General features: G+C 64.5%; 12 protein-coding genes and 1 tRNA gene. 9 read left to right on the top strand and 4 right to left on the bottom strand.

Features of this window, described 5'->3' with window-relative positions; genetic code table 11:
- Positions 1-228: 228 nt before the first annotated feature.
- The 4 genes from pstS (at position 229) to pstB (ending at position 4,130) form a co-directional block, all read left to right on the top strand.
- Positions 229-1,269, top strand: coding sequence for a phosphate ABC transporter substrate-binding protein PstS (pstS, locus tag ACUTAG_RS07310; RefSeq protein ID WP_006385466.1), 1,041 nt, complete (start codon positions 229-231; stop codon positions 1,267-1,269).
- A gap of 138 nt (positions 1,270-1,407) precedes the next feature.
- The gene (gene pstC / locus ACUTAG_RS07305) at positions 1,408-2,424 is read left to right on the top strand and encodes a phosphate ABC transporter permease subunit PstC (protein WP_045953031.1); all 1,017 of its coding nucleotides are present in this window, start codon (positions 1,408-1,410) and stop codon (positions 2,422-2,424) included.
- Between the two features lie 24 nt (positions 2,425-2,448).
- On the top strand, positions 2,449-3,306 hold the full coding sequence (pstA, locus tag ACUTAG_RS07300; protein WP_006385464.1) for a phosphate ABC transporter permease PstA: 858 nt from the start codon (positions 2,449-2,451) through the stop codon (positions 3,304-3,306).
- 47 nt (positions 3,307-3,353) lie between these two features.
- Complete coding sequence (pstB, locus tag ACUTAG_RS07295; RefSeq protein WP_006385463.1) at positions 3,354-4,130, top strand: phosphate ABC transporter ATP-binding protein PstB; 777 nt, start codon at positions 3,354-3,356, stop codon at positions 4,128-4,130.
- 144 nt (positions 4,131-4,274) lie between these two features.
- Here the strand turns inward: pstB and ACUTAG_RS07290 are convergent, their stop codons facing one another.
- On the bottom strand, positions 4,275-5,630 hold the full coding sequence (locus ACUTAG_RS07290) for an MFS transporter (protein WP_006385462.1): 1,356 nt from the start codon (positions 5,628-5,630) through the stop codon (positions 4,275-4,277).
- Between the two features lie 167 nt (positions 5,631-5,797).
- On the opposite strand from ACUTAG_RS07290, the gene ACUTAG_RS07285 reads away from it, so the two are divergent.
- The 4 genes from ACUTAG_RS07285 to ACUTAG_RS07270 all read left to right on the top strand — a co-directional run bounded on the left by ACUTAG_RS07285 (position 5,798) and on the right by ACUTAG_RS07270 (position 8,206).
- Positions 5,798-5,874 (top strand) — tRNA-Pro (locus ACUTAG_RS07285).
- A gap of 299 nt (positions 5,875-6,173) precedes the next feature.
- Positions 6,174-6,530: a hypothetical protein gene (locus tag ACUTAG_RS07280; RefSeq protein ID WP_006383903.1), complete on the top strand. Its 357-nt coding sequence runs from the start codon at positions 6,174-6,176 to the stop codon at positions 6,528-6,530.
- The gene (locus ACUTAG_RS07275; RefSeq protein WP_035200342.1) at positions 6,530-7,633 is read left to right on the top strand and encodes a glycosyltransferase family 4 protein; all 1,104 of its coding nucleotides are present in this window, start codon (positions 6,530-6,532) and stop codon (positions 7,631-7,633) included. Before ACUTAG_RS07280 ends, ACUTAG_RS07275 begins: the two co-directional genes overlap by 1 nt.
- A gap of 105 nt (positions 7,634-7,738) precedes the next feature.
- Positions 7,739-8,206 (top strand): carboxymuconolactone decarboxylase family protein, encoded by a 468-nt coding sequence (locus ACUTAG_RS07270; RefSeq protein ID WP_148319200.1) that lies wholly within the window; start codon positions 7,739-7,741, stop codon positions 8,204-8,206.
- A gap of 19 nt (positions 8,207-8,225) precedes the next feature.
- On the opposite strand, the gene ACUTAG_RS07265 is transcribed toward ACUTAG_RS07270, so the two are convergent.
- The 3 genes from ACUTAG_RS07265 to ACUTAG_RS07255 all read right to left on the bottom strand — a co-directional run bounded on the left by ACUTAG_RS07265 (position 8,226) and on the right by ACUTAG_RS07255 (position 9,651).
- Positions 8,226-8,828: a LysE/ArgO family amino acid transporter gene (locus ACUTAG_RS07265; protein WP_148319198.1), complete on the bottom strand. Its 603-nt coding sequence runs from the start codon at positions 8,826-8,828 to the stop codon at positions 8,226-8,228.
- A gap of 105 nt (positions 8,829-8,933) precedes the next feature.
- A complete protein-coding gene (locus ACUTAG_RS07260; RefSeq protein ID WP_020926849.1) occupies positions 8,934-9,185 on the bottom strand; it encodes a hypothetical protein in 252 nt (83 codons plus the stop codon).
- Between the two features lie 241 nt (positions 9,186-9,426).
- Entirely contained in the window at positions 9,427-9,651 is a 225-nt protein-coding gene (locus tag ACUTAG_RS07255; protein ID WP_006383908.1) for a YdcH family protein, read from the bottom strand.
- A gap of 258 nt (positions 9,652-9,909) precedes the next feature.
- On the opposite strand from ACUTAG_RS07255, the gene ACUTAG_RS07250 reads away from it, so the two are divergent.
- Complete coding sequence (locus ACUTAG_RS07250) at positions 9,910-11,055, top strand: sterol desaturase family protein (protein WP_024070034.1); 1,146 nt, start codon at positions 9,910-9,912, stop codon at positions 11,053-11,055.
- The last annotated feature ends 7 nt before the right edge of the window (positions 11,056-11,062 follow it).

Genomic DNA, 11,062 nt, shown 5'->3' with positions numbered 1-11,062 from the left:
AAGCCGCCCCCCATCCCAACCGGCCCCTCCCAAGCCAGGCCGCGCGGATCCGGCTCCGCCGGTCCGCCACCGGCGCCCCCCTGGGGGGGGAAGCGCGCAGCGCTCCGGGGGGGGGTATATGACTGTCACTATCCTGTCACGTTGGACTTCTAAGATGCGAGGGTCGCTGAAAGACAGGCAGTGGAAAGCCTGCCAAAGACTCCTCTAACGAGCACAGAAGGAACCAAGATGTTCAAACGTGTCTTCAAACAAGTTTCCCTGGGTGTCGCGCTGAGCGCCGCCGTTTTCGCCGTCCAGGCCGCCGATGTGACCGGCGCCGGCGCTTCGTTCCCGTACCCGATCTACGCCAAGTGGGCGTCGGACTACAAGGCTGCCACCAACAACGCCGTGAACTACCAGTCGATCGGCTCGGGCGGCGGTCAGCAACAGATCATCGCCAAGACCGTCGATTTCGGCGCCTCGGACGATCCCATGAAGGCCGCCGACCTGGAAAAGAATGGTCTGCTGCAATTCCCGGCCGTCATCGGCGGCACCGTGGCCGTGGTGAACATCGACGGCATCGAGCCGGGCAAGCTGAAGCTGTCGGGCAAGGTCCTGGGCGACATCTTCCTGGGCAAGATCAAGAAGTGGGACGATGCCGCCATCAAGGCGCTGAACCCCGACCTGAAGCTGCCGTCGGCCGACATCATCGTCGTGCACCGTTCGGACGGTTCGGGCACCACCTTCGGCTGGACCAACTACCTGTCCAAGGTGTCGCCGGAGTGGAAGGAACAAGTCGGCGAAGGCAAGGCCGTCAAGTGGCCCGTGGGCCAGGGTGGCAAGGGCAACGAAGGCGTCGCTGCCTACGTCGGCCAGCTGAAGAACTCGATCGGCTACGTCGAATACGCCTACGCCAAGCAGAACAAGCTGGCCTGGACCCAACTGCAGAACAAGGCCGGCAAGTTCGTCCAGCCGGAACAGAAGGCCTTCGCCGCTGCTGCCGCGAACGCCGACTGGAAGAGCGCGCCTGGCATGGGCGTGGTGCTGACCGACGAGCCGGGCGCCGATTCGTGGCCCGTCACCGCCGCCACCTTCATCCTGGTCCACAAGTCGCAGGACAAGCCGGTGCAAGGCAAGGCCGTGCTGGACTTCTTCGACTGGGCCTTCAAGAACGGCGCCAAGTCGGCTGAAGCCATGGACTACGTGCCGCTGCCGGAAGCCGTCACCAAGGAAATCCGCGCCGCCTGGGGCGAGGTCAAGTCCGCCGACGGCAAGGCCGTCTGGAAGTAAAGCGGTTGCCCGGCGCGACGGCCCAGCCACGCGCCGGCATCTGCCAACTGCCCCGGCATCCGGTTCGCCGGACGTCGGGGCGGGTCTCCCGGACCCACTCGTCGTTTCCCCCCAAGGTTTCCTAAGGAAAGTCCATCCATGAGCGCGGTAATGGATAATAGTGTGCCGCTTCCGCCCAGCGTGGCGGACTCCGTGACTACCGGCACGCCTTCGCCTATGAAGCAAAACAAAAACGCGCTGATGGATGCGCTGTTCAAGAACCTGACCCGCCTGTTCGCCTTCCTGGTGTTCATCCTGCTGGCGGCGATCCTCGTTTCCCTGATCTACGGCAGCCGCGAATCGTTGGCCAAGTACGGCCTGTCGTTCCTGTGGCTCAACGATTGGGACCCCGTCAAGCAGAACTATGGCGCGGTGGTGCCCATCATCGGCACGCTGCTGACCTCGGCCATTGCCCTGATCATCGCGGTGCCGGTGTCGTTCGGCATCGCCATCTTCCTGACCGAACTGTCGCCGACCTGGCTGCGCCGCCCGCTGGGCACCGCGGTCGAGATGCTGGCGGCGATTCCGTCGATCATCTACGGCATGTGGGGCCTGTTCGTCTTCGTGCCGGTGTTCCAGCAATACGTGCAGCCTTTCCTGATCGCCACGCTGGGCAGCGTGCCCGTCATCGGCGGCATCTTCGCGGGGCCGCCATTCGGCATCGGCATCTTCACCGCCGGGCTGATCCTGTCGATCATGATCATCCCGTTCATCGCCGCGGTGATGCGCGACGTGTTCGAACTGGTGCCGGCCATGCTGAAGGAATCGGCCTACGGCCTGGGCAGCACGACCTGGGAAGTGATGTGGCGCGTGGTGCTGCCGTTCACCAAGTCGGGCGTCATCGGCGGCATCATGCTGGGCCTGGGGCGCGCGCTGGGCGAGACCATGGCGGTGACCTTCGTGATCGGCAACGCCTTCAAGTGGTCCGGTTCGTTGTTCTCCCCGGGCAACTCGATCGCCTCGGCCCTGGCCAACGAATTCAATGAGGCCGGCGGCATCCAGAAGTCGGCGTTGCTGGAACTGGGCTTGATCCTGTTCCTGATCACCACGATCGTGCTGGCGCTTGCCAAGATGCTGCTGGTCCGCCTGTCGGCCGGTGAAGGCAAGCGCACCTGACCGGCGCCGCACAAGGAAAAGATCATGGCTGCTGTATCCGTACTCAATATGCAAAACGGCGTCTACCGCCGGCGCCGCGTGGTCAACCGCGTGATGCTGACCATCTCGCTTGGCACCCTGGTGTTCGGCCTGTTCTGGCTGTTCTGGATCATCCTGACGCTGCTGCTCAAGGGCGCGCCGGCGCTGTCGTACACGCTCTTCACCGAGATCACGCCGCCGCCCGGGCAGTCCGGCGGCCTGGTCAATGCCATCTTCGGCAGCGTGATGATGGCGGGCGTGGGCACGCTGATCGGCACGCCGGTCGGCATCCTGGCCGGCACCTACCTGGCCGAATACGGCCAGCGCGGCTGGCTGGCGCCCGCCACGCGCTTCCTGAACGACGTGCTGCTGTCGGCCCCATCCATCATCATCGGCCTGTTCATCTACGCCGTGTACGTGGCGCAGGTCGGGCACTACTCGGGCTGGGCCGGCGCCATCGCGCTGTCGATCCTGGTGATCCCGGTGGTGGTGCGCACCACTGACAACATGCTGCTGCTGGTGCCCAACAGCCTGCGCGAAGCCGCGGCCGCGCTGGGCTGCCCGAAGTGGCGCATGATCACCCTGGTGTGCTATCGCGCCGCCAAGACCGGCATCATCACCGGCGTGCTGCTGGCCATCGCCCGCATCTCGGGCGAAACCGCGCCGCTGCTGTTCACCGCGCTGTCGAACCAGTTCATGTCGACCAACATGAACGGCCCGATGGCCAACCTGCCGGTCGTGATCTACCAATACGCCGCCAGCCCCTTCAAGGACTGGAACGACCTGGCCTGGGCCGGCGCCACCCTGATTACGCTGCTGGTGCTGGGCATCAACATCATTGCCCGCAACATGTTCCGCAAATAAAGATCGCTTTGCCGGCGCGCATGCCGCGCCGGACCTAGGGAAACCAAATGGAAAACACCGCCACCGCCGTCAAGAACAAGATCGAGGTCAAGAACCTGAACTTCTACTACGGCAAGTTCCATGCGATCCGCAATGTGAACATGTCGATCCAGGAGAAGAAGGTCACCGCCTTCATCGGCCCGTCGGGCTGCGGCAAGTCGACGCTGCTGCGCACCTTCAACCGCATGTTCGAGCTGTACCCGGGCCAGCGCGCCGAGGGCGAGATCATCCTGGACGGCGAGAACCTGCTGACCGCCAAGACCGATATCTCGCTGATCCGCGCCAAGGTCGGCATGGTGTTCCAGAAGCCTACGCCGTTCCCCATGAGCATCTACGACAACATCGCCTTCGGCGTGCGCCTGTTCGAGCGCCTGTCCAAGGGCGAGATGGACGAGCGCGTGGAGTGGGCGCTGAGCAAGGCCGCGCTCTGGAACGAAGTGAAGGACAAGCTGCACCAGAGCGGCAACAGCCTGTCGGGCGGCCAGCAACAGCGCCTGTGCATCGCGCGCGGCGTGGCCATCAAGCCGGAAGTGCTGCTGCTGGACGAGCCGTGTTCGGCGCTGGATCCGATCTCGACCGCCAAGATCGAGGAACTGATCGCCGAACTGAAGAACGACTACACCGTCGTCATCGTGACCCACAACATGCAGCAGGCCGCCCGCTGTTCGGATTTCACGGCCTACATGTACCTGGGCGAGCTGATGGAATTCGGCCAGACCGACCAGATCTTCGTGAAGCCGTCGCGCAAGGAAACCGAAGACTACATCACCGGCCGCTTCGGCTGATCGGCGGCGGGAGCGCGCCTGGCGGGCAACCGGCGGGCGGCGCTCCCGCGGCGCTTCATCACGGTGGTATCGGCGGCGCGCCCGAAAGGGCGCGCCGTTGTCATTTCCGCTGGCCTGCGTTGCTCGCCCGGCAGATGGGCAACATCAGGAACGCTGCTGTTCCAGCGTCCGCGCGCCGGCCGCGGGTTGCGCCGACGCGCCACCGGCGTAGCGGCCCGGGATCAGGATCACGAACACCGCCGCCAGCACCGCCGCGCACGAGAACGCCATGAAATTCCACGCCAGCGGCAACTGCAGCCCGGCCAGATAGCCGCCGACGATGGGGCCGCTCATCGCGCCGATGCGGGCGAACGACAGCGCCCAGCCGGTGGCGGCGCCACGCGCATGCGCCGGGTAGTAGCCTGCCAGATAGCCGGTCAGGATCAGCGAAGACGAAATGCTGCCGATCCCGGCCAGCGCCACCCACAGGTAATTGACCGCCAGCGGATTGTTGTAGGTCAGGCAATAGATGCCGATAGCGCCCACCAGATAGAACAGCGCCACGATCCTGCGCGGTTCGCTCTTGTCGGCGAACTGGCCCAGCACCAGGCCGCCGATTGCGGAGGCCAGGCTGAAGACCAGCAGGAACGAGATGCTCGACCCCAGGTCGTAGCCGTTCTTGCGCATGATCTGCGGCAGCCAGGTGTTCAGGCCGTAGACCAGCATCATGCCCAGGAACAGCGCTCCCCAGAAGCACAGGGTGGCGCGCAGGTGGCGCGGCGCGAAAACCGCGGCCATCACATCGCGCCAGGTGGTCTTCTCGCCCGTCACTTCGCGCGGGCGGAACGGCTCCAGCGAGGCGATGCCCAGGCGTTGCGCCATGGCGCGGGCGCCGGCCTCGTCGCCCTTGGCCAGCAGGTATTCGAGCGACTCGGGCAGCAGGCGCGCCAGCACCGGCACCAGCAGCAGCGGCGCCGCGCCCACCAGGATCACCGCGCGCCAGCCCCAGTGCTGCAGCACCGCCATGGCCACCGCGGCCGAGCACAGGATGCCGAGCGAGTAGCCGGAGTACATGACGCCGTAGTTGAAGCCGCGCTTTGCGGGCGGTGAATACTCGATCGTCAATGCCGCCGCCACCGGGATCACGCCGCCCAGCCCCAGGCCGCCGATGAAGCGGAAGGCCGCGAACCAGGTCGGGGTGGGCGCCCAGGCCGCGCCGATCATGGTCAGGGAGAACAGCGTCACGCAGGCCAGCAGCATGCGCCGGCGGCCCAGCAGGTCGGACAGCGTGCCCACCGCGAACGATCCGACGAACATGCCTGCCAGCGCGTAGCTGCCCAGCATGCCCAGTTCGATCGAACTGAGATTCCAGCTCTTGTCGTCGGCCAATGCCGGCAGCACCGCGCCCATGACGCCGACGTCGTAGCCCTCGAACAGGATGGCCAGCCAGCAAACGAACAGCACGGTGTAGGTGGTCCGCGCGGGCGTGGCCCAGGCGGACGGAGTGGAGGCGTTTGCCATGTGTTTCCCGATGAATGTCGTTATGAGTCGTGGGGCTCTGAGGGGCGCATTTAATTTATGCTTCAACTATATAGGTGTCAATCAGGGGGCGCCCGACGGACGCGGAGCGGCGGCCTGCTCCCGATGTGATCGGGGATGGCGCCGGTATCTGGTATAGTTGCGACCCTCGGGGCGTAGCGCAGCCTGGTAGCGCATCTGCTTTGGGAGCAGAGGGTCGCGAGTTCGAATCCCGCCGCCCCGACCAGGAATCAGAAGGCCGTTAGTGAACGCGTTCACTAACGGCCTTTGTCGTTTCCCGCTCGAGTTTTTTTGCGGCGATAAGCGGAACGGGCGTTTATCAAGCGGTTGTCCGCTCCGTGGCTTTTGCAACCTGTTTATTCAGGAAATGGTAAGCTTCCGCCTGCCCCGGCCGACCTCGTCCCTGCCGCTCGGTGCCGATGTGAAAAATATAAGACCAAGAAGTTGACGCGTTACGTGCCGAAGCCGGCACATTGGGGGCAATTTGTTAAAATGCGACAATAATTTTCAAATTGAAATATTCTTATGCCGCATTTTCAGGGCCTTCGGCTACCCGCGTTGTTTCGGTTTTCTTTCGATCCTGGCAATGGCAAGGCTCCGCGGCTCGTGGATGTAGGGCTGGCCAGTGCGATTCCGTCACACATTTCCGAAGCAGCCGAGCCTTATGCGCTGACCGTGCTGGAACCTTCCGCCACCATGACCCGGTTGCGGCAGGCCGGCTGGCGCCTGTGCCTGGACCCGTCCGGCAATATCCAGGCGCGTCAGCATGACAAGCGCCTGGACATCGAGCCAAAGGCCACCACCCCTTATGGCGTGATCTCGACCGAGGATTTTCTCTACGCCGAGGCCATGGTTCTGATGTCGCAAAGCGAGGCATCCTGATGCGCGACGGCGGCCAGAAGCGCCTGCGGATCATGCACTCCGAGGCGGCCACCACCTTCGGTGGTCAGGAAAATCGGATCTTCCGGGAAATGCTGGCGCTGCGCGAACGCGGCCATACGCTCGAGGCGATCTGCCAACCCGCAAGCAAGCTGTCTTCGCGCCTGCAGGCCGAAGGGTTTCGCGTGCACGAATTCCTGATGGACGGCGTGTCGAACTACACCCGGGCGGTATACGGGATCCGCGGGATCCTGGCGCGCGGCAAATTCGACGTCCTCAATACCCATAGCCGGCGCGATACGGTGATCGCGGCGATGGCGGGCAGGCTCGCGGGCACGCCGCTGATCGTGCGGACCCGCCACCTGGCGAAGCGGCCAGGGTCCCTATGGAGTTACACGCGGCTGCCACACCGCGTGGTGGCGGTCAGCGACTATGTCGCCACCCAGATGATCGAGCGCGGCGTGCCCCAGAGCCATGTCGCGACGGTGTCCGACGCCATTCCCATCGCGCCGAACGACGGCCGCTCCAGCCTGCGCGAAGAACTGGGCATTGCGCGGGCGGCCATCGTCATCGTCTGCGTCGCGCACCTGCGGCCGCAGAAAGGCCAGGGCCTGTTGCTGTCCGCGGCGGCGCCCCTGATGAACGGTCCGGCCGATATCCATCTGGTCTTCGCGGGCGAAGGCTCGCAGCTCGACGTCCTCAAGGACATGGCACGCCAGCATGGCTGCGAGGCGCGCACGCATTTTCTTGGCCGACGCGCCGATATCGGCAACGTGCTGGCGGCCAGCGACATATTCGCGCTTGCCACCCAGTTCGAGGCCCTGGGCACTTCGTTCATCGAAGCGGCCGCCTGCGGGCTGCCCATCGTCGGCACGCGCGTGGGAGGCGTCCCCGAAGTCGTGAAGCACGGCGAGACCGGGCTGCTGGTGCCCTACGGCGATGTCGACGCCTTGCGCGCCTGCCTGGAAACCCTGGCCGCCGACGCCACCTTGCGGCAACGCATGGGCGCCGCCGGCGCGGCCTACGTGCGCGGCGAGAAAAAATTCTCGCTCGCCGGCATGGCGGAAAGCATGGAAGCCGCCTATCTGCGATGGTTGAAGCGATGAGGGGGCCGATTCACATGGCCCAGCACACAACCTGATTCTTGGATCTACCGGAAAACGCCATGGAGGCGCAACATGACGTTTTCACAGCCGAATTCAGGATTCACCATGAGCCAACGCATCGACTACGCCCAAGCCGCGCCCGAGGGCTACAAGGCCTTTGGCGCCGTATACGCCTATCTGCGCCAATGTGGCCTGCCCGAGGAGCTGGTCAACCTGGTGTATCTGCGGGTCTCGCAGATCAACGGGTGCGCCTATTGCATCGACATGCACTCGCGCGACCTGCTCAAGCAGGGCGTCTCGGTGGACAAGCTGGTGCTGGTGCCGGTGTGGCGCGAAGCGGGCGCCTTGTTCAGCGGGCGCGAACAGGCGGCGCTGGCCTGGGCCGAATGCGTGACGCGCGTGGCCGACAGCGGCGTGCCGGATGATGATTACGAGGCCGCCTCGGCACAGTTCAACGACAAGGAGCTGGCCGACCTGACCTATGCAATCGGACTGATGAACGCGTTCAATCGCCTGGGCGTCACGTTCCGCAATACGCCGGCCGCCGTCCGCAAAGCCACGTCGGGCCAATGAGGCCGGCGGCGCGACAGAATCACGGCCAGACCAGCTTCAACGCGATCGCCAGCATGGCGATGCCGACCAGGACGTCCAGCACCCGCCACGCCGTCTGGCTGGCGAACACCGGCCGCAACAGGCGGGCGCCGAACCCCAGTGTGAAGAAGAACGTGAACGAAGCCGTCATCGCGCCCAGCGCGAAGGCAGCCTTGTGTCCGTCGTACTGGCTGGAGATCGAACCGAGCAGCACCACCGTGTCGAGATAGACATGGGGATTGAGCCAGGTGAAGGCCAGGCAGGTGGCCAGGGTGGCGCCCAGCCCGGCCGCTTGCCGACCCGATGGCGTCAGGCTGCCGTGGTTGCGCAGGGCGGAACGCAGGCTGCGCGCCGCGTACGCCAGCAGGAACAGCGCCCCGCCATAGCGCAGCACCGGTTCCAGCCAGGGCAGGGCATGCGATGCCAGGCCGAAGCCGGCCACGCCAGCGGCAATGAGGATCGCATCCGAGACGGCGCATACCAGGCAGACGGCAAAGACGTGTTCCTGGCGCAAGCCTTGCCGGAGCACGAAGGCGTTCTGGGCGCCGATCGCAAGGATCAGGCTCAGGCTGAGGAAAAAACCGGGAAGGAAGGCGCTGGTCATGTCATACCCTGGATCAAGGGCGACAGACTAGCGGCTGCAAGGTGATTAGAGAATCTAAAGATGCTAATCCATCTTTAAAGATGCTGAAGGAATGCGGGAGGCGGCTCAGTGGCGCGGACGGGTGGGTTCGGGCTGCAGCTTGTCGAGCTGGGCCTGCAGCGAATCGAGCAGCAGTTGCAGTTGTTCGGAGGTCATGGCGTAGACGCGGCCGCGGCCAGCGCGGCCCATCGCCGTGGGCGAAGGATCGGTCAGGAAATCCAGCCGCAGCAGCAGCGAATCATGTTCCCGCAGCGGCATCATGGCCCAGCCCGTCACGGGCGACACGGCTTCGCCGGCCTTGAAATCTCTGTCTTGCACCTTGCACCATCCTGTTTACGCATCCGGCGGATGGCCGGAAGGCTTGATTTTATTCATTCAGTTATTTGTCAGCAAGCGGGCGCCTCCATAATCGGACTGGATAACTGGGCAAGGGGCTGGAGCTTTACCCCGTGGATGGGCGGAACGCCGCGGCAGCGCGGTGGCAACGGCTTGCCAGGCAGCAAAAAGGCGCCGCGATGGCGGCGCCCTGCGCAATGGTCGGGCTCGGGAAGGAGGGGGGTCAGCCGGCGCTCTGGTCTGCCGCCTTCAGCAAGCTGTACAGCTTGTCCTTGAGCAGCAATTTTTCCTTTTTCAGGATTTCGACGCTGGTATCCGAGGCCGGCACGATGCCCGCCTCCATATTCTTGATTTCCTGGTCCAGGTCGTTATGGCGCTGGAACAGGGCCGAGAAGTGACCGTTCTCGGCTTTCAGGCGGGTGATCAGTTGGCGGTACTCAGGGAACATGACGGCCTCTTGCTGGATCCGGGTGGAAGGGGACTGCGCGGGGCCGGCGGACCGGCCCGTAAATGAGCTGTCGGTTCCATGACATAACAATGCCCCGTCAAAGTCAACCCGCGGCGCCCGTACCGCCGCGGCCGGTTTGACGCGGCGCAAGCACGGTTCAGGCGCGCCGTCGCCTGGTCTTATCTACTCACGTTTGTTTACATGGCATGCCTGGGCCGGGGATACACTCGCTTCCCCGTGGTCTGCCATAAAAGTGAAATGAATCAGCGCGCGCCCATTTACCGCCAGGTCCTGGATTTGTTCAAGCAGGACGGCCGCATCCGCCCCGGCACGGGAATGATCACCGGCGTGATCGCGCTGTTCCTGGCGATCCTGTCGGTACTGGGCGTCCTGGCATTTCATTTCCCGGCATATCTCACGACCCCGGAGCTACGCAGTTTCTATACGGTGGAGGCAATGCGCACGCTGCTGTTCGCCGCCTTGCTGGCCTCCGGCACCATCGCCTTGACCAACATCGTGTTCGGCCGCCAGCGCTGGCTCAACATCGCCGCTTTCGTGCTGGTGTGCTGCGCGGTCGCGGCGGGCGGCAGCCAGGTCGTGGTGACCTCCTCCAATACCGGCCACCACCCCTATCTGGGGCTGGACTGGTTCATCCTGGACCTGCTGGCCTCGAGCACGGTGTTCATCATCTTCGAGAAGCTGTTCCCCCTGTACCCGGGCCAGCCTGTGTTCCGCGGCGAATGGCAGGTGGACATGAAGCACTTCCTGTTCAACCACCTGTCGGTCGGCGCGGTGCTGTTGTGCATCAACTTCTTCGTGCACCGGTTGTTCTCGTGGGCCGCGTATGAGCCGTTGCAGCAGGCGATCCAGTCGTTGCCGTATCTGGCGGAACTGTTCGTGGCGGTGCTGGTGGCGGACCTGGTGCAGTATGCCGCGCACCGCGCGTATCACGAGGTGCCGTTCCTGTGGCGCATCCACGCCGTGCATCACAGCACCCGTACGCTCGACTGGCTGGCCGGTTCGCGCCTGCACATCGTCGAGCTGCTGATCACGCGGGTGGCGGTGCTGGGCGTGCTGTTCGCGCTGGGCTTTTCCAAGCCGGTGCTGGATGCCTACATCATCATCGTCGGCTTCCAGGCGGTGCTCATCCACTCCAACGTCAAGCTGCCGTGGGGCTGGCTGCGCTACGTGATCGTGACGCCGGACTTTCACCACTGGCATCACTCGTCCGACACCGAGGCCATCGACAAGAACTACGCGGCGCACCTGTCGTTCATCGACTATCTGTTCGGCACGGCGGTGCGCGGCACCGGCAAGCGCCTGCCGGAAAACTACGGCATTCTCGACAACGACATGCCCGGCACGTTCCTGGCGCAACAGGCCTACCCCTTCCGCAAGAGGTAGGCCCGCG

It is taken from the genome of Achromobacter sp. CSND-B12, from assembly GCF_052906545.1.
The sequence above is the reverse complement of the archived record's forward strand: the minus strand, read 5'-3'. Positions and strand labels throughout refer to the sequence as shown.

What these genes read in the sequence shown, in the direction of transcription:
- pstS (WP_006385466.1), top strand. Translation starts at nt 229, where the DNA reads ATGTTCAAACGTGTCTTCAAACAAGTTTCCCTGGGTGTCGCGCTGAGC.
- pstC (WP_045953031.1), top strand. Translation starts at nt 1,408, where the DNA reads ATGAGCGCGGTAATGGATAATAGTGTGCCGCTTCCGCCCAGCGTGGCG.
- pstA (WP_006385464.1), top strand. Translation starts at nt 2,449, where the DNA reads ATGGCTGCTGTATCCGTACTCAATATGCAAAACGGCGTCTACCGCCGG.
- pstB (WP_006385463.1), top strand. Translation starts at nt 3,354, where the DNA reads ATGGAAAACACCGCCACCGCCGTCAAGAACAAGATCGAGGTCAAGAAC.
- ACUTAG_RS07290 (WP_006385462.1), bottom strand. Translation starts at nt 5,630, where the DNA reads ATGGCAAACGCCTCCACTCCGTCCGCCTGGGCCACGCCCGCGCGGACC.
- ACUTAG_RS07280 (WP_006383903.1), top strand. Translation starts at nt 6,174, where the DNA reads ATGCCGCATTTTCAGGGCCTTCGGCTACCCGCGTTGTTTCGGTTTTCT.
- ACUTAG_RS07275 (WP_035200342.1), top strand. Translation starts at nt 6,530, where the DNA reads ATGCGCGACGGCGGCCAGAAGCGCCTGCGGATCATGCACTCCGAGGCG.
- ACUTAG_RS07270 (WP_148319200.1), top strand. Translation starts at nt 7,739, where the DNA reads ATGAGCCAACGCATCGACTACGCCCAAGCCGCGCCCGAGGGCTACAAG.
- ACUTAG_RS07265 (WP_148319198.1), bottom strand. Translation starts at nt 8,828, where the DNA reads ATGACCAGCGCCTTCCTTCCCGGTTTTTTCCTCAGCCTGAGCCTGATC.
- ACUTAG_RS07255 (WP_006383908.1), bottom strand. Translation starts at nt 9,651, where the DNA reads ATGTTCCCTGAGTACCGCCAACTGATCACCCGCCTGAAAGCCGAGAAC.
- ACUTAG_RS07250 (WP_024070034.1), top strand. Translation starts at nt 9,910, where the DNA reads ATGAATCAGCGCGCGCCCATTTACCGCCAGGTCCTGGATTTGTTCAAG.